The organism is Agrobacterium sp. ST15.16.024 (assembly GCF_027956545.1).
Classification (GTDB): Bacteria; Pseudomonadota; Alphaproteobacteria; order Rhizobiales; family Rhizobiaceae; genus Agrobacterium; species Agrobacterium cucumeris.
In genome coordinates this window covers 39,119-57,332 of record NZ_JAQKGO010000002.1, presented here as the reverse complement: position 1 = coordinate 57,332, position 18,214 = coordinate 39,119, and the positions used below count along the sequence as shown (strand labels likewise).

At 58.8% G+C, this 18,214-nt stretch carries 15 protein-coding genes and 1 pseudogene; 12 read left to right on the top strand and 4 right to left on the bottom strand.

The features are described from left to right. The first annotated feature begins 29 nt into the window (after positions 1 to 29). The 5 genes from PL640_RS08765 to gfa all read left to right on the top strand — a co-directional run bounded on the left by PL640_RS08765 (position 30) and on the right by gfa (position 4,263). Positions 30 to 824, top strand: a complete 795-nt coding sequence (locus PL640_RS08765) for a transporter substrate-binding domain-containing protein (protein WP_271361515.1) — start codon at positions 30 to 32, stop codon at positions 822 to 824. A 138-nt stretch (positions 825 to 962) separates the two neighbouring features. Continuing rightward, positions 963 to 1,670, top strand: a complete 708-nt coding sequence (locus tag PL640_RS08760) for an ABC transporter permease (protein WP_269699359.1) — start codon at positions 963 to 965, stop codon at positions 1,668 to 1,670. A 4-nt stretch (positions 1,671 to 1,674) separates the two neighbouring features. Then, positions 1,675 to 2,361, top strand: coding sequence for an ABC transporter permease (locus tag PL640_RS08755; protein WP_271361514.1), 687 nt, complete (start codon positions 1,675 to 1,677; stop codon positions 2,359 to 2,361). 137 nt (positions 2,362 to 2,498) lie between these two features. Then, a complete protein-coding gene (locus PL640_RS08750; RefSeq protein ID WP_271361513.1) occupies positions 2,499 to 3,626 on the top strand; it encodes an S-(hydroxymethyl)glutathione dehydrogenase/class III alcohol dehydrogenase in 1,128 nt (375 codons plus the stop codon). Between the two features lie 64 nt (positions 3,627 to 3,690). After that, positions 3,691 to 4,263: an S-(hydroxymethyl)glutathione synthase gene (gfa, locus tag PL640_RS08745; protein WP_271361511.1), complete on the top strand. Its 573-nt coding sequence runs from the start codon at positions 3,691 to 3,693 to the stop codon at positions 4,261 to 4,263. A gap of 58 nt (positions 4,264 to 4,321) precedes the next feature. On the opposite strand, the gene PL640_RS08740 is transcribed toward gfa, so the two are convergent. Genes PL640_RS08740 through PL640_RS08730 form a run of 3 tightly spaced genes read right to left on the bottom strand, consistent with a single transcriptional unit; the run spans position 4,322 to position 8,013 of the window. After that, positions 4,322 to 5,743: an FAD-binding oxidoreductase gene (locus PL640_RS08740; RefSeq protein WP_271361510.1), complete on the bottom strand. Its 1,422-nt coding sequence runs from the start codon at positions 5,741 to 5,743 to the stop codon at positions 4,322 to 4,324. Then, complete coding sequence (hisC, locus tag PL640_RS08735) at positions 5,740 to 6,861, bottom strand: histidinol-phosphate transaminase (protein ID WP_271361509.1); 1,122 nt, start codon at positions 6,859 to 6,861, stop codon at positions 5,740 to 5,742. Before hisC ends, PL640_RS08740 begins: the two co-directional genes overlap by 4 nt. A gap of 42 nt (positions 6,862 to 6,903) precedes the next feature. After that, the gene (locus PL640_RS08730) at positions 6,904 to 8,013 is read right to left on the bottom strand and encodes a 2Fe-2S iron-sulfur cluster-binding protein (protein WP_271361508.1); all 1,110 of its coding nucleotides are present in this window, start codon (positions 8,011 to 8,013) and stop codon (positions 6,904 to 6,906) included. A gap of 325 nt (positions 8,014 to 8,338) precedes the next feature. Here PL640_RS08730 and PL640_RS08725 point away from each other — a divergent pair. The 7 genes and pseudogenes from PL640_RS08725 to PL640_RS08695 form a co-directional block, all read left to right on the top strand. Further along, positions 8,339 to 8,493, top strand: a pseudogene (locus PL640_RS08725) (LysR family transcriptional regulator); the annotation flags it as partial. Between the two features lie 210 nt (positions 8,494 to 8,703). Next, positions 8,704 to 9,204, top strand: a complete 501-nt coding sequence (locus tag PL640_RS08720) for an RNA polymerase sigma factor (RefSeq protein WP_271361507.1) — start codon at positions 8,704 to 8,706, stop codon at positions 9,202 to 9,204. 112 nt (positions 9,205 to 9,316) lie between these two features. Beyond that, positions 9,317 to 10,315 carry a FecR family protein gene (locus tag PL640_RS08715; RefSeq protein ID WP_271361506.1) on the top strand — a complete coding sequence of 333 codons (999 nt, stop codon included), beginning with the start codon at positions 9,317 to 9,319 and terminating at the stop codon, positions 10,313 to 10,315. Between the two features lie 147 nt (positions 10,316 to 10,462). Continuing rightward, positions 10,463 to 13,234, top strand: a complete 2,772-nt coding sequence (locus tag PL640_RS08710; protein ID WP_271361505.1) for a TonB-dependent receptor — start codon at positions 10,463 to 10,465, stop codon at positions 13,232 to 13,234. Between the two features lie 105 nt (positions 13,235 to 13,339). Continuing rightward, positions 13,340 to 14,095 carry a hypothetical protein gene (locus tag PL640_RS08705; RefSeq protein ID WP_271361504.1) on the top strand — a complete coding sequence of 252 codons (756 nt, stop codon included), beginning with the start codon at positions 13,340 to 13,342 and terminating at the stop codon, positions 14,093 to 14,095. Positions 14,096 to 14,109: 14 nt separating this feature from the next. Next, positions 14,110 to 15,972: a type I secretion system permease/ATPase gene (locus PL640_RS08700; protein ID WP_269699370.1), complete on the top strand. Its 1,863-nt coding sequence runs from the start codon at positions 14,110 to 14,112 to the stop codon at positions 15,970 to 15,972. Next, the gene (locus tag PL640_RS08695) at positions 15,959 to 17,272 is read left to right on the top strand and encodes an HlyD family type I secretion periplasmic adaptor subunit (protein ID WP_269699371.1); all 1,314 of its coding nucleotides are present in this window, start codon (positions 15,959 to 15,961) and stop codon (positions 17,270 to 17,272) included. Before PL640_RS08700 ends, PL640_RS08695 begins: the two co-directional genes overlap by 14 nt. 24 nt (positions 17,273 to 17,296) lie before the next feature. Here PL640_RS08695 and PL640_RS08690 read toward each other — a convergent pair whose 3' ends face one another. Next, the gene (locus PL640_RS08690; RefSeq protein ID WP_271361503.1) at positions 17,297 to 18,205 is read right to left on the bottom strand and encodes an SMP-30/gluconolactonase/LRE family protein; all 909 of its coding nucleotides are present in this window, start codon (positions 18,203 to 18,205) and stop codon (positions 17,297 to 17,299) included. Between the last annotated feature and the right edge of the window lie 9 nt (positions 18,206 to 18,214).

Below are 18,214 nucleotides of genomic sequence, written 5' to 3'. Positions count from 1 at the left end.
AACAAATAACCAATAGGGGAACTCGCGTTATGAATTTGAAAATCTTGTCACTTGCCCTGCTTCTTGCCGGCGTCAGCACGGCCAACGCCGCGGAAGGTGAACTGTCGATCGGCACCGAAGGCGCCTATCCGCCGTGGAGCATGGCCGATTCCGCCGGAAAGGTGACCGGTTTTGATGCGGATGTCGGCAATCTGCTATGCACGAAACTCGCCATGAAATGTCGGTTCGTCGTGCAGGCCTTCGATGGGCTGATACCGGCCCTCAAGGCGAAACGCTTCGACATCATCATTTCCGGGATGTCGATTACCCAGGATCGGAAAAAGGAAATCAATTTTTCGGTCGGCTATGCCGAGCTGGCGAACATGTTTCTGGTCCCCAAGACCTCGGATCTCGCCGGCATCAAGGATATCGACGCCTTGCTGAAGGGCCTCGATGGGAAAACCATCGGGGTTCAGACTGGCACGACACACGCCCACTTCGTCGAAAAGCGGATCCCTGGAGCCAATCTCAAGACCTACGACACGCTCGACAACATGCAGATCGATCTCGCAAGCGGCCGCATCGAGGCGGCATTTGCCGATGCCTCCGCGCTGCAGGATTTTCTGGCCAAACCTGAAGGCAAGGACTTTCAGTTTGTCGACGTAAAGGTTCAGAGCAAATTCGATTCCACCCTCGGTGAAGGCATCGGTGTCGGCATCGCCAAAGATAACACGGAACTGAAAGCAAAAATGGACAAGGCCCTCTGCGACCTCGTTGCCGATGGATCGATTGGAAAGTCGAGCCAGAAATGGTTCAAAATGGATATCTCCCGCCCTTGTAACTAAGTGTCTGCCCCGCTCTCCACCGGAGTGCGGGGCGATCGTTCCATCGCAAGCTCTAAGGGTTTGCACGGTCGAAAATGCTGAAGATGTCCGGTGCCGGCAAGGTGCTGGAAGAGCCGGCAAAATTTGGGGGCAGGTCTCATGGAGTCTAGTCTGATGCTGGTTTGGCAGGGTGGGTGGATAAGGGCCATTCTGCAGGGCGCGGCGATAACCATTGCCGTCGGCACGGTGAGCATCGTTGTCGGTGCGCTGATCGGGACCTTGTGCGGGGTTATCAAGTGGGCGCGGATATTTCCGCTGACGCTTGTGGTGGACGCCTATACTTCGCTCGTGCGCGGCGTGCCTGAACTGCTGATCATCTATCTGCTGTTCTTTTCCTCGGTGGAATTCGTCACGCAGGTTGCCACGGCGTTCGGATATGCGGCTCTTGCCGACAGCGGATACGCCTTCATCATCGCCGTGGTTGCCGTCGGAACGATCTCGGGCGCCTATTCGACCGAGGTCATCAGGGGCGCACTGGCCTCCATCCCGGCAGGACATATCGAGGCGGCGCGGGCCTTGGGAATTCCCGGGCGCCGCATCTTCAGGCGCATCATCCTGCCGCAAATGCTGCGCATCGCCATCCCCGGCATGAATAATGTCTGGCAAACAACCATCAAGGACACGGCGCTGGTCTCGGTCGTTGGGTTGCAGGAATTGATGCGTACCGCCTCCGTTGGTGCCGGCAGCACGCGCAATCCGCTGATTTTTTTCCTTATCGCAGCTTCCGTGTACTTCGCGATCACCCTGATCAGCCAGGCCGGCTTTGACAGGGTGGAGCGTATGGTGAGACTTAGGGCAAGGACATAACGCGATGGATATCGAATTTTGGGAAACATCGTTGCCGTTCCTTTTAAGAGGTCTTTCGACAACGGCGGCGATAACCGTGATATCCGTCGCGATCGGTTTCAACCTCGGTCTTGGCCTTGCCTTGATGAGACTGTCCGAAAACCGCTTCGTTTCGGGGTTTGCGAAATATTACAGCATGGTTTTTCGTGGGACGCCGCTTCTGGTGCAGCTGTTCCTGTTTTATTACGGGCTCGGCCAGCTCGGCTTCATCAAAAACAATGCGATCACCTGGTGGATCGTCAGTGACGGCACGCGCTGTGCGGTCATGGCCATGGCTCTGAACACGGCGGCCTACACATCCGAAATTCTGCGTGGCGGGTTGCTCTCCGTTCCCGTGGGTCTCAAGGAAGCGGCCAAAGCCACCGGAATGTCGCCATTTCTGCGCTTCCGCCGGATCGAACTCCCGCTCGCCATTCGTCAGGCGCTGCCAGCTTACGGCAATGAGCTTATCCTCGTCGTCAAGGGGACGAGCCTTGCCTCGACAATCACGGTTCTTGAAATCACCGGATATGCAAAACGTCTGATGAGCCAGACATTCGCGATTTTTGAGGTCTTCGCCCTGGCTGGCGCGATCTACCTCGTCATCAATCTCACCCTTGTGATGCTCATCCGCGTGGCCGAGCGACATATGATGCGGCATGCGGCGCGCTGAGAGTATATGATGCCGGAGAGACAACGGCATGCATCGTCTGATTGCCGATAAGCTGACCATGGTGTTTCGCCAGAATTGCCAGGCGAACCCTGTCGCCTGATTGCCGAACCTCGAACAAACATGAAAAGGAAATTGAGATGGACGTACGCGCCGCTGTTGCCATTCAGGCAGGAAAACCGCTTGAGGTCATGACCGTTCAGCTGGAAGGTCCGCGCGCCGGCGAAGTGCTTGTTGAGGTCAAGGCGACCGGCATCTGCCACACCGATGATTTCACGCTTTCCGGTGCCGATCCGGAAGGTCTGTTTCCGGCCATCCTCGGCCATGAAGGGGCCGGTATCGTCGTTGATGTCGGCCCCGGCGTCACCTCGGTCAAGAAGGGTGACCATGTCATTCCGCTCTACACGCCGGAATGCCGTGAGTGTTATTCCTGCACCTCGCGCAAGACCAATCTGTGCACCTCCATCCGCGCCACCCAGGGTCAGGGTGTGATGCCGGACGGTACCTCGCGCTTTTCGATCGGCAAGGACAAGATCCACCACTACATGGGTTGCTCGACCTTCTCGAACTACACCGTTCTGCCGGAAATCGCGCTCGCCAAGATCAATCCCGACGCGCCGTTCGACAAGGTCTGTTACATCGGCTGCGGCGTCACCACCGGCATCGGTGCGGTCATCAACACCGCCAAGGTCGAGATTGGTTCCACAGCGATCGTCTTCGGTCTCGGCGGCATCGGCCTTAACGTGCTGCAGGGCCTGCGCCTTGCCGGCGCCGACATGATCATCGGCGTCGATATCAATAACGACCGCAAGGCCTGGGGCGAGAAGTTCGGCATGACCCACTTCGTCAATCCGAAGGATGTCGGTGACGACATCGTGCCCTATCTCGTCAACATGACGAAGCGCAATGGCGACCTGATCGGCGGCGCTGACTACACCTTCGACTGCACCGGCAACACGAAGGTCATGCGTCAGGCGCTGGAGGCCTCGCATCGCGGCTGGGGCAAGTCGGTCATCATCGGCGTTGCCGGCGCCGGCCAGGAAATCTCGACCCGCCCGTTCCAGCTGGTCACCGGCCGCAACTGGATGGGCACCGCCTTTGGCGGCGCGCGCGGCCGCACGGACGTGCCGAAGATCGTCGACTGGTACATGGAAGGCAAGATCCAGATCGATCCGATGATCACACACACCATGCCGCTCGAAGACATCAACAGGGGCTTCGACCTGATGCACAAGGGTGAGAGCATACGCGGCGTCGTGGTCTACTAGGCGTGATGCCCCATGCAAGATAGCCGGCGCACTCCGCGGCGGCGAAAAAGGGAGGAACCTTATCATGACGATGATTGCCATTCATCCGACCGTCGACTCGGGCTATCGGGCAACCGATACAGCCTTCTCAGGCGGAACACTGGTGTGTGCATGTACATCCCGGCCGGTCAAACTCCGGGTTAAAGGAGACATTGCCCACAACCACGCCTGTGGCTGCACCAAATGCTGGAAACCGGAGGGATCGCTGTTCTCCGTAGTCGCGGTTGCGCCGACCGAGAGTGTGGAAGTTTTGGAACACGGCGACAAACTGGCTGTTGTCGATCCATCCGCGCTGATCCAGCGGCATGCCTGCACTCAATGCGGCGTCCACATGTACGGCCCCGTGGAGCGTGATAACCCCTTCAAGGGACTGGCATTCATTCACCCTGAGCGGTTCGAGGAAAAAGGTTGGGCAGCGCCGGGCTTTGCTGCCTTCGTATCATCCATCATCGAGGCGGGTTTTTCACCAGACAAGATGTCCGGAGTACGGGCCAAGCTGAAGGATAGCGGCCTTGAACCCTACGACTGCCTGTCTCCCGCCCTGATGGACTATATAGCGACCTGGACGGCCAAAAAGAACGGCGTTCTGGCGAACTGACACGCAATCGGTCCACATCTCTCGGCGCCGCGCTTCCAGAAAGCGCGGCGTTGCCATGTCAGCCGGTGACCTTGCCGGGGTTCAGGGTGTGTCCTGCGTCCATGGCGGCCTTGATCCGGGTCATCAGGGCAAATTTTACGGGGTCGGCTGTCGCACGCAGCGCATGAACGCGTTTGGAGCCGATGCCGTGCTCTGCCGAGAACGAGCCTCCCGATTGCGTCAGGTCACGGTAGAGAACAGCTTCGACGGCGGCGGCCTTTTCAGGCGTCAGATCCGCACCTGCCGCGTTCAGGACGATATGAAGATTGCCGTCGGCAATATGCCCGAAAAGGTAGGGATCGAAGGTTGGATCGATTGACTGAAGTTCCGGTATGCAACGGGTCACATAAGCTTCGATGCACGACAGTGGGACGGAGACGTCAAAAGACGGCGCGGCCGGATATCTGCGATAGATGAGGTCCGTATCTTCCCTGAGACGCCACAACTCCGCTTCCTGCGCCTGCGATGTTGCAACGACGGCAGACATCTCGGGATAGGCCTCATACAATTCTTCATATATCCGGCCAAGCTGCGTCTGCAGCTGTTCCTCGTCCCCTCCGCCAAGTGCCATGATGAGATTGACGGGATAGTCGGGGCAATAGTCGGTCGCTGACCAGAGATGCTCGCCCGATGTCAGGGAAAAAAACGAGTTCCAGATGGCTTCCGCCGCACGCATATGGCCGTACTCGATTCTGAGCCCGAGTTTGGTCGCCTGAAGAGCCGCTTCCACCGAGGGGAGCCCGAAAAGCGCCGTGGCGGTCGCTGCGGGAACGGGTTCCAGCTTGATCGCCGCCCTGGTGACGATGCCAAGCGTTCCCTCAGCCCCGATGAAGAGATGCTTGAGATCGTAGCCTGCAGCGTTTTTTACCACCCGTGTCAGGTCTGAATAAATCGAGCCATCCGGCAGGACAACCTCCAGGCCGAGGACGCGATGGCGCATCACCCCATAACGAAAAGCCGAAATCCCGCCGGCATTTGTCGAAACCATGCCACCGATCGTGGCGGAACCACGCGACGGCAGGTCGATGCCCGGCTCAAGCTGATATTCCGACGCGGCCGCCTGCAATGCCTGTAGCGTCACGCCCGCCTCAACCACAGCAACCCGCTCATCGGGATAAATTTCAACGATCCGATTGAGCCGGGTGGTGGATACGACGATCTGACCGGGACTGGAAACACCGCCGCCGACAAGCCCGGTTCGACCGCCCTGCGGCACAACGGGAACGCCATGCGCAGCGGCGCTTCTGATGATGGAGGCAACCTCCTGTGTCGATGACGGGAAAGCCACGGCGTCCGCGCCGAAATTTGCGGGGGTTATGCCATAATCGAGATTGGCGATGGCATCCCCCTGTTTCAGGTGGGAAAGGCCGATGGTCGTTTCAATATCCCTGAGGAAGGCCACGGGCAAATCCCCTGTCGTATGGGCATTTTGCTCGGTCATGACGGGACGTCCGCCTCAAGCAGCTTTTCTTTCAGCAAGCGCAATGCTTCGAGAAAACGATCGTTTTGCGCAGGCAGTCCAACGGTCACACGGATAAAGCTTGTAAATCCCGGTTCTTTCCAGGGCTTGATGATAACGCCATGCGACAGAAAATGATCGAAAGCGATCGCGCTGTCGCAGCCGATGTCGATGAACAGAAAATTGGTCCGGGATTGCGGAACGAACAGGCCAAGCGATGTCATTGCCTCAGCCATGCGTCTGCGTTCCCCAATAACCTTCGCCACCGAACCGCGCATCCAGCCCTCGTCTTCAAGGGCGGCAACCGCCGCCAATTGTGCGGCTGCATTAACGTTGAACGGTGTTTTTGCCGATGACATGGCCTGCGCCAGCCGCGCATCGGAGGCAACGGCATAACCCACGCGCAATCCAGCCAGCCCGTAGGCCTTGGAGAATGTTCGCAGCACGACATAGGAAATCGCGCTCTTCGCCAGGAGCTCGAGCCCGTCGGGCGTATTTTCGTCACAGAATTCGAAATACGCCTCATCAAAAACAAGCAATGTCTTCTTCGGAACAGCCGCGATGAGGCGTGAGAGCTGATCCCGCTCCAGCGCGGGCCCGACCGGGTTTGAAGGCGAAGAGATGAAGAATATTGACGGTTTGTCTCGCAGGGCAATCGTCATTGCCTCAAGATCGAACCGCAGGTCTTTCGTCATCGGTATCCTGACGATTTGCGCTCCGTTTGCTCTGGGCTCGATTTCATGGAGACCGAAACCTGGCGTCATTGCCACCACAGTGGCAAACGGGCGCAGAACGGCGCGGCAAACCGCAGCGATCATCTCTTCGGAGCCGTTTCCGATGACAATTCGGTCGCCGTCAACACCAAGCTTTTTACTCAGCGCGTCCCGCAGGATCACACAGGTGGGGTCCGCATAACGGGATGGATCAAGGTCGGCCAGCGCCGCGGCCACCTTTGGCGAACAGCCATAGGGGTTCTCGTTGCTGGCAAGCGCTGCAATATCGGTCAAGCCCGTCTTGCTGCGCGCCACCGCAATGTTCATCCCGGCATTATAGGGCGGGAGTTCCGCAACGTACGGATTGAGTCTGAGTGGTTCGACCATGGCTTGTCTCGCTGATTTTGGATGGATGCTGGAAACTGGCTTTCAGAGGTCGAGCACGACCGAATTGACGGGTTTGGTACAACAGAGGAGAACCTGGCCGGCCGGCACGTCATCCAGCGGCTCTTCCACATATTCCACGTCGCCGGAAACGAGGCCCTGAACGCAGCTTCCACAAACGCCAGCCCTGCATGAAAATGCAGGTTCGACACCCCGATTTTCCAGAAAACTCAGGATGGATTCCGAGGCTGCATCCCACTCGAACCTGGCATTTGACTTTCCAAGGACGATCTCGATGCCGGTGCTTTTGGCCGCTTGCAGAGCGGCAGCGCTATTTGGGCTGGGATTTGCATCCGTCTTCGGCGGCGCTGGTGAAAGCAGCGATGCGGGTCCGAAGAACTCATAGGCGATCCTGCTCTTTTCCAACCCGAGGGAAAGAAGCAGATCATACATCGCCTGCATGAAAGGCGGCGGGCCGCACATATAGACCTCGTAGTCGTCCAGCGGCAGAAAAGACTGCAAGGTCTGACGTGTGATGAAGCCGGTGGAATGGAACAGCCCCGCTTTCGCGTCTTCATCGGTCGCAAAGCGATAACAGGTGTGCACATGAACATTGTCGCGCTGTTCGGCGAGCGCCCGTATTTCATCGCGTAACGCGTGGGTGGCGGCCCCGTCGCAGGCATGCACGAACCAGACGGGTCGGTCGCTTTCCGCAACCAGTACCTTCAACATCGAAACGGTCGGTGTCAGCCCGACGCCACCGGATAGCAGAATGACCGGCCGCTGACTGGCCCTGTCGAGCTTGAAGGCGCCGCGTGGCCTGTCGATATGCACCACCATGCCTTCTTCGACCGTGTCATGCAGCCAGCACGACGCGATACCATCGGCCATATCCGGCGTCAGTGCCGCCTCCCGTTTGACGGTGATGCGATAAATCCCGACGTCACCCGGTCCCGACGACACGGTGTAGTTCCGGATAAGCGGTTTCCCACCTTCGGGATTGGGTATCTGGATCGTGAGAAACTGGCCCGCTTCGAAAGGACGCCAATCCTCGGGGTTGACGGGTGCGAGGTAAAAAGACGAGATCGTGGTGCTCTCTTGCTTTTTCATCTTTACCTTGAACGGCCGAAAGCGCGTATCTAGGGTATTCGCCATAATGTGCTTGTCCTCATGATTGCCGTGTCGGCGATCCGCAGGCGTCACCCTGGGGACTGCCCACGAGACCGATCGACAACGGCTGGATTCAATCTTCAGAAGGCCCAAGGTTTTGGCGGGAGGCGCGAGCCCCTTAAGACTGTGTTTGCTGATTGGCCACGACCAATCTATCGTCCCACGCCGGACCTCGATTTATCCCTCTGACAAAACTGAGTATTTGCGTGGGCATAGGCAGAAACAATCCCGTCGGCCATGCGTTTTTGTTTAGAATAACTAAACGAAATGGCGGTGCGTCGTCCGATCTTGCAACGCGCTGCCCACTCAAGTTCTGCGACTTCCTGCCATAGACAGTGCGGCGGCGGGCCTCGTCCTCAATGGCTTCAGGATTTTCGCGAGCCTTCACCGGAAACCCTGACCCAACTCGTGAAAGGCAAATCGATCCGCCTTATCCCGAAACTTCTGGCTGACCGCCTCGATCTCATTCTGACCGGGCCAGGCGTGGATGCAATCGGGTTAGAATTCAAAGCACTCCGATCAACATTGCGACAAAAACTGTGATTCTTGATGATAATTGTCATGAAATATCTGTTCGGCTGACGGTTTGGGTGCTAGAGGTCTTTACCGGAAATCTGCGCTGCCAATCGGCGGCTTGCAGTTTCGTTGATCCTTGAAATTTCTCTCGGTTGAGACATGGGCATACGGGAAGATGACAAGCGTTATAACGCTTACGTCGCGCATAGGGTCGACCTGATCAAATACGCCACCCTCATTCTGGGGTCCCGGGCGGATGCGGAAGACGTTGTTCAGGAAGCATTCCTGAAATTCGTTCCGGAAGCCTCCGGCAATCCCTCCAACCTCAAATCCTATCTCTTCCGGATCGTTCGCAACCTTGCCCTTGATAATCGCCGGCGCAGCCGGCAGGACCTGCGGGAGCGGCCGGATGACACGCCGTTCTGGGGGATGCCGCAGGATCATGGTACGCCGGAGGAGCATGCGCTGTTCTGCGATGAAGTTCGGCAGATGCAGACGATTTTGGCCTCCCTGCCGGTTCAGGCACGCGTGGCATTGGAAATGCACAGATTCGGTGGTTACAATATGGAAGAGATCGCGCGTCACCTCGGGGTGTCCGTGGCCAGCGCTCACCGTCTGATCAAGGGCAGCATTGCCGCGATTACCAAAGAAATGAAGTAAAATTGCCCTGCTTGTCGCATCCCGTGAAAAAAATCGCTCTCTCAAACGTCTTTATAACAACGCGGAAGACGAGGCGGCACCTCCGCCTGCCCAAAGGAACTGGCCGGGTTCAATGACCATTGATCCAGATAACAAAATAGAATTACCGGACGGGAAGGCGGAAGAAGCGGCCGAGTGGCTGCTCCGCCTCCAGGCAGGCGCAGTGGAACCGCGGCTGAAGGCTGAATTCGACCGATGGCTGGCAGCGTCTGCGGCAAACCGTCTTGCCTGGGAGCGGACCTGCAGGACGTGGCGCAACCTTGGTCTGGTAGAGCCGGAATTCAAGAACCTCTGGGAAGACGCGCCGCATTTGCCGGAAAAGGCTGTGAAACCGATATCGCGGCGACGTTGGTCCGGGCGGCATTATGCTGGTGCGGCGATGGCGGCGGCGGCCGCTCTCTGTCTTGCCGTGCTGTTCGTCCCGGCATCTCTCGTCCGTATCAAGGCCGATTATCAGACTACCACCGCTGAAAGCCGCACGATAACCCTCGATGATGGCAGCAGGGTACAGCTTGCGGCGGCGAGCGCGCTTTCCACGGATTTCACCAATGGCCGCCGCACTGTGAAAGTGCTGAAGGGCGAAGCCTTCTTCGATGTCGTACCGGATACCACACGCCCCTTCACCGTGGAGGCGCAAAACGTCACCGTTCAGGTGCTGGGCACGGCTTTCGACGTTGACCTCACGGATGGTGTAACGCAAGTCGCGCTTGCCCATGGTTCCGTGGAGGCCTCCTTCCGCAACGCACCGCCAACCCGGCTTGTGCCGGGCGAGATGCTGATTGTCGACGCTTCAGGTGCGATCCGGAAAGAAAATATTTCCGTCGAGGATATTGGCGGCTGGCGCAACGGCGAGCTCTACGTTGTGGACGCGACGATCGGTTCTGTGGTGGAACAGATCCAGCGTTACCATCCGGCGTGGCTGACAATGGCCGACAAGACGCTTGCCGGGCAGCGGGTGACGGGTTTTTACGATCTACGCGACCCTGACCGCGCGCTGGAAGCTTTGGTGGAGCCCTATAAGGGTAAAGTTCACGCGATTGGCGATAGCGCCCGCATCATCACCCGCTTCTGAAACCTTCTGAAACAAAAACGTATTTATTTTCAGTAATTTATAAAATTTCTTCCGAAAGCCTGAAAAAAATTGCCGAGGCAATCGTCTTTTTGTTGAGTAATCCGGTCAACATATGTCCGGAGTGAAAGACAGGAAGACAAAGCCAGCATGCGCCTCCAGATACGTACGACCGGTTCACAGAAAAAAGCGGGGCAGCGGGCGCGCAGGGCCGCCCTGCTGGCCACGACAGTGGTCGCCGTGTCAATTTCGATGCCGGCTTTTGCGCAGACCGCAACGAATACCGCAAATGGTCAGCGCGCCGGTGGTGAGCAGGGCGCAACGCGGCCATTCAATATTCCCGCCCAGTCACTATCGTCGGTCGTCGGTGCTTTCGGGCGGCAATCCGGCCTTCAGGTCACGCTTGCCACGCCATCTGCCGGCAATGTGCGCACCAATGCCGTCACCGGCAGTTTCACGGTGCGGGAGGCACTGTCACGGCTGCTGGCCGGCACCGGCGTCAATTTCCGCATCGCCGGAAATGGCAGAGCTGTTGTCATCGGCACGGGGCAGGCGGCGGCCGATCTTTCCGGGGCCGAAGGCACTACCGCTCTGGAAGCAATCACCGTCACCGGTAAAACCGGGCGCAATTCCATTGCCGGCACCGGTTATCAGGGGACGCCGGACTGGGTTTATGAAACCCCTGCCAGCATCAGTATCGTCAGCCGCGAGGCGATCCAATCCGCCGGCGTGCGCAATACGCGCGATGTTTTCAACCGCGTGTCCGGTGTTTATGCCGGTGAAGGCAACGGCAGCTTCCCGACAGTTTCGCCCAATGTGCGCGGTTTGCAGGAGAGCGGCCGTGTGGTCGTCTCCATCGATGGAGCGCGGCAGAATGCGCAGCGTGGTGCCGCTTTCGGCGGCAACTCCAGTTACACCGCAAGCGCCGGGCAGAGTTACGTCGATGTCGCCTTTATCCGCGCTGTCGAGATCGAGAAAATAACCAATGCGACGTCTGGTAATGCCGGCTCTCTGGGTGGCAAGGTCGAGTTCCGCACCGTCAGCGCCGCCGATCTGATCGCGGAGGGCGAAAACAAGGGCGGCGAAGTGAATATATCCCGCGGCACCAATGGTTACGACCTTCAAGGCTCGGTTCTGGCTGCCGTTCGAGAGCCGGATGGCCCTCTTTCCTTCGTTGCCGGCTATAGCCGCACGATTATGGATGAATACAAGATCGGAACGAAGGGCGAGTCCCGAAGCACCGCGCTTGCGATGAAAGATCTGCTTGGCCGGGACGGCTGGTCGACGTTTTTCAAGGGCGAAGGCGACTTTGGTGACGCGCAGGCGTCGCTTTCGTGGATGCATCAGGAGAACGATTTCGTTCAGGGCGCATCCACCGTGATCGACCGCGAAAGCGTGCGCAATGACAGCGTCGTCGCCAAGCTGGACTGGGACCCCGGAAGCGAACTCATCGACTTCAAATCGTCGCTATGGCTGAATGATAATATGACGCATGAACTGCGTGCGGCGCGTACCTATGCCGTAGAGACGAACCTCGATATGGGCCTGCGCAGTTTCGGCGGCAGCCTGGAAAATACCAGTCGCTTCGACACCATGGCGGGTCCGCTCAGCTTGAATTACGGAGCCGAAGCCTTCCGGGACATCGCGACGTCCGTTGCGACGAGCGCCAAAATCGCCGAGAATCCCTCCTATGCTAGCAGCTACACGTCTTTCAGCCCTGCCGGACGGCGTGATGTCGCCAGCGTGTTTTTAAACGGGGAACTGGAGCCGACGGATTGGATCACGCTCAGCGGTGGTATGCGTTATGATTGGTCGCGTCTGAAAGGGTCAGCGACTTACTACAGCACCCGCAGCTATCTTATCGACACATCTGTTGCGTGCGATCCCGTGCGTAATCATTATACGCCCCTAGACTATTTCAATCAGGTTTTTCTTCCGGCGAATCCGGGCTGGGCAGCACGTTACGCACTTTATCTCGCGCGTGCCTGGCCAAACGCTTCGGCTGGTTGCATGCCGGGAACCGGGACAATTACGCCGCCGATACCCGTCACCGAATACCCGGAGCACAATGTCGATATCGATCGTACATATGGCGCCTTTCTCCCTTCCGCCACGATCGAACTGAAACCAGTCGACTGGTTCCGCCCTTATGCCAGCTATTCGCAAAGCCTGCGCCCGCCGACAATCCTCGAGGCCCTGTTCGCTGGCGCGCGCCCGGGTGACAGCCCCGGCTACGAATATGCTCCGAACACCTCCCTGCGGGCAGAAAAAGCAACGACATACGAAATCGGCGCGAATATGAGCTTCGACGGCGTGCTGCTGGAGCATGACTCCGTGCGCATCAAAATGGCCGCTTTTCGCCGTGAGGTGAAGGACTACATCGCTCTCGGTTATCTCGTCACGGATCAGGTCACAGATCGCACCTATACCAGCTTCGTCAATCTGGACGGCACGACCTACATGCGCGGGCTTGAATTCGAGGGCAATTACGATGCCCGCAGCTTCTGGCTCGGCGGTTCGGCGACGCTGCTGAAGACAGACTGGCCGGATAAAACGCAGGTCTTCTCCAACGGCACGACCTCGACGACGGGCGAGATCGTCGCCTGGCCGGGTGATGTCGCGCCCAAGGTGAAGCTGACGCTTGATGGCGGCATGCGTTTCTTCGATGAAAAATTCTCGCTGGGAGCAAGGCTCAACCACGTTACACCGACGCAATCCCGGTCGCTGGATACGGAGGGCAATCTGCGCGAGGTGACTGATCCCTATACGACGGTGGACCTTTATGGCTCCTACGCCTTCAACGACAAGGCGACGCTTCGTTTCGCCGTCAACAATCTGACGGACCGCAAATATATCCCGGCAGCAAGTGCCTACACGGCACCGGGCCGCACCTTTATCGCGACGATGAACGTGAAATTCTGAGGAGCGAAAGAAATTCTCCGGGCCGGAGTTGCAGTCCTTCCCGGAGATGAAACGCCTTCGTCACATGACCAAGGTATCTGTATTGGCCAGCAAAGGAGTACACCTATGGCTACCACAATTCAACTGACCCAGTCTTCCTCCAACCTGATCGGTTATCTGAACGGTTGGACGAGCGGTTTCGGTTCGACCTATGGTGCGTTCTATGACGCTCAGACCAGCTCTCTCGCCACGACCACCATCAATCCCAACACGACCTATGAGGCGTGGGGTGATGGCAGCACCGGCGGCAAGGGCATCGTCATGAGCGGCGCTCTGCAATACTCCCAGGGCAACCTGACGGGTTCGGTCGACAGCATCGTTCTTGGCACTGGCTACAGCCAGTCCACCAGCGGCATCGCCGTCAGCCAGCAGGAACTGCTGATCGATCCCGACAGCGCTTACTCGCTTGCCGGCGCGCGCGATCTGCTCGATCTCGCTGTTTATCAGCTTGCCCGTTTCGGCTCGCTGGCCGGCTTTTATGACTACTTCGCGGCCACCGGCACGGTGATCGAGGATACGGGCGCTTCGAACACCCTGACGGGCTTTGCTGGCGCGGACACGTTTGTATTCTCCGGCGGCAACGACGTTGTAACGGCTGGCCCTACGGGAACCTACGGGTATCAGGATGGCACGGATACGCTCGACGTTTCCGCTTGGGGCGCAACTTCGGTGGGCGATTTGTTGTGGTATAATGATAACGGAAATGCCGTTATCCTTTCGGCAACGGACACGTCCGTTTCCATCACTCTTAATGGTGTAGATTCCAGCGTACTCGACGCATCGGACTTCATTTTCGCCAGCGCATCGGCGCTTGCCGCGTAAAGGAAAAACAGGCTGTGGGCTTTCAAAACCACCAGCAGACACCGCCGCAGTCCCTCACTGCGGCGGTTGTTTCGCCCCTTAAAAGTACGTTTCTCGGTGTCGCGCTCGTCAGCGGCGTGGTCAACATACTGGCGCTCACCTCGCCGCTCTTCATGCTGCAGGTCTATGACCGGGTGCTGGCCAGCGGCAGCCTGCCGACACTGGTCGGGCTCGCCCTTCTGGCGCTTGGCCTTTACGGTTTTCAGTGCCTGCTTGATATCATCCGCGCCCGTGTTCTGATCCGTATCGGCGAAGATTTCGACATGCGCCATTCAGGCAGGGTGCATGATGCCGTCGTGCGCCTGCCGCTCGTCAACCGCATGCCGGGCGACGGGTTACAGCCGCTGCGCGATCTCGACAATGTGCGCGGCTTCCTTTCCGGCACCGGGCCGACCGCCTTTTTCGATCTGCCGTGGATGCCGCTTTATCTCGGCATATGTTTTCTGTTTCATTTCTGGATCGGCGTGACGGCCCTTGCCGGCGCCATTCTGCTCATATCGCTGACGATTCTGACCAACATATTTTCCCAGAAACCGATCCGCGACACGATGGTCGAAAACATGGCCCGCAATCGGCAGCTGGAGGCCTCGCGCCGCAATGCCGAGGTTGTTCAGGCCATGGGGCTTTCCGGCCGGCTCGGCAAACGCTGGCAAAACTCCAACGAGGCCTATCTAGCCGCCAATCGCAAGGCGGGCGATGTGGCCGGCGGTCTTGGCAATATCGCGAAATCGCTGCGGGTCGTGCTGCAATCGGCCATTCTTGCGGTCGGCGCGTGGCTCGTCATCAACCAGGAGGCTTCGGGCGGCGTGATGATTGCCAGCTCGATCATGATGGGCCGGGCATTGGCGCCCGTCGATCTTGCCATTTCCAACTGGAAGTCCTTCGTGGCCGCTCGGCAGAGCTGGGCGCGACTGAGGGAGCTATTCGCGCAGATGCCGGCCAATGCCACGGCCATGGCGCTGCCGAAACCTGAAAAGGAACTGCGGGTAGAGAACGCCACCATTGTCCCGCCGGGCGAGAGAAAGCCTACTGTCACCGGCCTTGGTTTTGTCATCACTGCCGGAAATGCGCTTGGGGTAATCGGCCCCTCCGGCTCCGGCAAATCCACCCTGTCGCGTATTCTCACCGGCGCCTGGATGCCGGCAGCCGGCAAGGTGCGGCTGGATGGCGCGAGCTTCGATCAATGGGATCGCGAGGCCCTTGGTCGCCACATCGGCTATCTGCCGCAGGGCGTGGAGCTGTTCGACGGTACGATCGGCGAAAATATCTCCCGTTTCGAGGATAATCCCGATCCCGAGGCGATTATCGCTGCGGCAAAAGCTGCCGGAGCGCATGAACTGATCCTGCGTTTCGAAAAGGGCTATGACAGCGATATCGGCGAGGCAGGCTCCGCGCTTTCGGCCGGGCAGCGCCAGCGTATCGGGCTTGCCCGCGCGCTTTACGGCGATCCCTTCATCGTGGTGCTGGACGAGCCGAACGCCAATCTCGATGCGGAAGGTGAAGCCGCCGTGGTCAAGGCGATTGCGTCGGTCAAGGCGCGCAACGGTATCGCCGTCGTTGTCGCCCATCGGCCGAGCGCTATCGGCGTCGTTGATTTCATTCTGATGATGGAAGAGGGCCGGATGAAGGCTTTCGGCCCGCGCGACGAGGTGCTCTCGAAGGTGCTGCGTGTTCCCCAGGGGCAGGCTCAAAAAGGGCAGGCTCCCAAGGGATATGCCGCATCCGCCCAGACGATCTCGCCGTTGCGTGTCGTGGCCAATGCTCAGGCCCAGCCAGTGGCGCTGGACGATGCTCGGGAAGAGAACAGCCAGGAAGGAGATGCGGATGTCAAACATTGATCAGCGCACCCATGTGTCGCGCTCCATCCGCACACATCTGCTCGCCGGCCTTGCTGCAGGTGTTGCGTTGCTGGCGGGTGTCGGCGGCTGGGCTGCGACGACCAATCTTGCCGGTGCCGTCGTCGCCTCCGGTCATCTGGTGGTGGATTCCTACAGCAAGAAAGTGCAGCACCCGAGCGGTGGCGTCGTTGGCGAAATTCTGGTGAATGAAGGCGATAGGGTGAAGGCCGGAGATGTCGTCATGCGTCTCGATGCGACCCAGACCCGCGCCAATCTCGCCATCGTCACCAAACGGCTGGATGAGCTGAATGCGCGTATGGCGAGGCTGGAAGCCGAGCGGGACGATATGCCTGAACTAGTCTTTCCGCAGGCTCTGGTGGTACGCAGGGACGATCCCGATGTCGCTTCCTCCATGCGCAGCGAAACCAAGCTGTTTGAGTTCCGCAAGTCCTATCGTGAGGGTCGAAAAGCGCAGCTTTCCGAACGAATTACCCAGTTCGAGCATGAAATCGAAGGCTTGAAGGCGCAGGAAGTTGCCTATGATAACGGCCTTGCGGTTTTACAGGCTGAAATCACCTCGCAGAAATCCCTGCGGGAACAGGGCGTCGTGTCCGTGCAGCGGCTGAACAGCCTTCAGACGCAGGCCGCGACATTTGGCGGCGAGCGCGGCGAAAAAATTGCCTATCAGGCGCAGACGGCGGGTCGGATTACCGAAACGAAGCTGCAAATTCTGCAGATCGACCAGGAATTGCGCACCGAAGTCGGGCGGGAGCTGCGTGAGATACAGGCCCAGATGGGCGAATTTGTCGAGCGCAAGGTCGCCGCCGAAGATGAATTGAAACGCATCGATATCATCGCGCCGCAATCCGGCATGGTGCATGAAATGGCCGTACACACCGTCGGCGGGGTGGTAACGCCGGCAGACCCGATCATGCTTATTGTACCCGACGGAGACGAGCTGGCGCTCGAGGTGCAGATCGTGCCGAAAGATATCGACCAGTTGCAGGTGGGGCAAAAGGCCATGCTGCGCATGACCGCCTTCAACCAGCGCGTCACGCCGGAACTGGAAGGCCATATCAGCCGCATCGCGGCGGATATCACCACCGATCAGCGCACCGGTCTCTCCTATTATCTGGCGCGGATTTCCGTGCCGGTCACAGAGCGGGAAAAGCTGAACAACGCGCCGCTGGTGCCGGGCATGCCGGCAGAGGCTTTCATCCAGACCAGCGAGCGCACGGCGCTCTCCTATATCGCCAAACCGCTGACGGACCAGATCAGCCGCGCCTTCCGGGAGGATTAGGTTTTCGGAAAGGCAGCGGCCGGCTCAAGCTCCATCCGCAAAGCGGAAGGCCGGAAAACCCTCAGCATTGGCCGGAATGGCCCATACGCCGCCCGACCGCGGAAAGCGCGTGCGGGTCTCTTCGTCCATGTTGTTGCGGTGTGAGGTGACGAAAAGTGTCCGGAAATCCGGGCCGCCGAAACAGGACATTGTGGGGTGCGGCACCGGCATCGGGATTTTTTCCAGCAGCGTGCCGTCATTGCCGTGAATGTTCAGCACGCCAGCGGAAACGCCGGCGCTCCAATAGCGGCCGTCGCCATCCACGCAACCGCCGTCCGGGCGCCCGTCTTCCTTTGTCGGCCTGGCGATGATCCGGCCTTCGTCGAAGAGACCGGTCCGCCGGTCGAAATGCCGTCGGCGGATCCAGCGCTGCACGGAATCGCTGTGCCACATCACCGTGCCATCGGCGGAAAACGCAAGGCCGTTGGGACAGGTCAGCCCCGTTTCGGTACAGCGAATGTCTGTCGCCGTGACCCGCCATAATTGCCCCATCGGCCGAATATCGCTGAAGGCACCGGCGTCCATCGTGCCAACCCAGAAGGCACCATCGGGACCAACCCGCCCGTCATTCAGCCGGCAGGGCAGGTCGTCGGGTGCGGGAATGGTGGCAAGTGTCTCTATCGTGTCGTTTTCGGGATCCACCAGCAGAATCTGCATGCCGCAGGCAACGATCAGCTTGCCGCTTTCACAAAGGCCGAGACAGGAGACCGTATCCGGAAGTGCACATGTCCAGTGTTTGCCGCTGGAGGGCACGATGGAATGAAGCTTCTTTTCCATGATGTCGCACCAGAAAAGCGCCTGCCGCCGTTCGTCCCATACGGGTGATTCCGCAAGAGTGCCGATCACATCGCAGATGAGTTCCGCTCGTTCCATATTCAGCATCATTTTTGCCATGGCACTCTC

Bases quoted from the DNA above. Each gene is read 5' to 3' on its own strand.
- PL640_RS08720 (WP_271361507.1), top strand. From the start codon at position 8,704: ATGGGCATACGGGAAGATGACAAGCGTTATAACGCTTACGTCGCGCAT.
- PL640_RS08760 (WP_269699359.1), top strand. From the start codon at position 963: ATGGAGTCTAGTCTGATGCTGGTTTGGCAGGGTGGGTGGATAAGGGCC.
- PL640_RS08690 (WP_271361503.1), bottom strand. From the start codon at position 18,205: ATGGCAAAAATGATGCTGAATATGGAACGAGCGGAACTCATCTGCGAT.
- gfa (WP_271361511.1), top strand. From the start codon at position 3,691: ATGACGATGATTGCCATTCATCCGACCGTCGACTCGGGCTATCGGGCA.
- PL640_RS08710 (WP_271361505.1), top strand. From the start codon at position 10,463: ATGCGCCTCCAGATACGTACGACCGGTTCACAGAAAAAAGCGGGGCAG.
- PL640_RS08755 (WP_271361514.1), top strand. From the start codon at position 1,675: ATGGATATCGAATTTTGGGAAACATCGTTGCCGTTCCTTTTAAGAGGT.
- PL640_RS08730 (WP_271361508.1), bottom strand. From the start codon at position 8,013: ATGGCGAATACCCTAGATACGCGCTTTCGGCCGTTCAAGGTAAAGATG.
- PL640_RS08705 (WP_271361504.1), top strand. From the start codon at position 13,340: ATGGCTACCACAATTCAACTGACCCAGTCTTCCTCCAACCTGATCGGT.
- PL640_RS08765 (WP_271361515.1), top strand. From the start codon at position 30: ATGAATTTGAAAATCTTGTCACTTGCCCTGCTTCTTGCCGGCGTCAGC.
- PL640_RS08695 (WP_269699371.1), top strand. From the start codon at position 15,959: ATGTCAAACATTGATCAGCGCACCCATGTGTCGCGCTCCATCCGCACA.
- PL640_RS08715 (WP_271361506.1), top strand. From the start codon at position 9,317: ATGACCATTGATCCAGATAACAAAATAGAATTACCGGACGGGAAGGCG.
- hisC (WP_271361509.1), bottom strand. From the start codon at position 6,861: ATGGTCGAACCACTCAGACTCAATCCGTACGTTGCGGAACTCCCGCCC.
- PL640_RS08740 (WP_271361510.1), bottom strand. From the start codon at position 5,743: ATGACCGAGCAAAATGCCCATACGACAGGGGATTTGCCCGTGGCCTTC.
- PL640_RS08750 (WP_271361513.1), top strand. From the start codon at position 2,499: ATGGACGTACGCGCCGCTGTTGCCATTCAGGCAGGAAAACCGCTTGAG.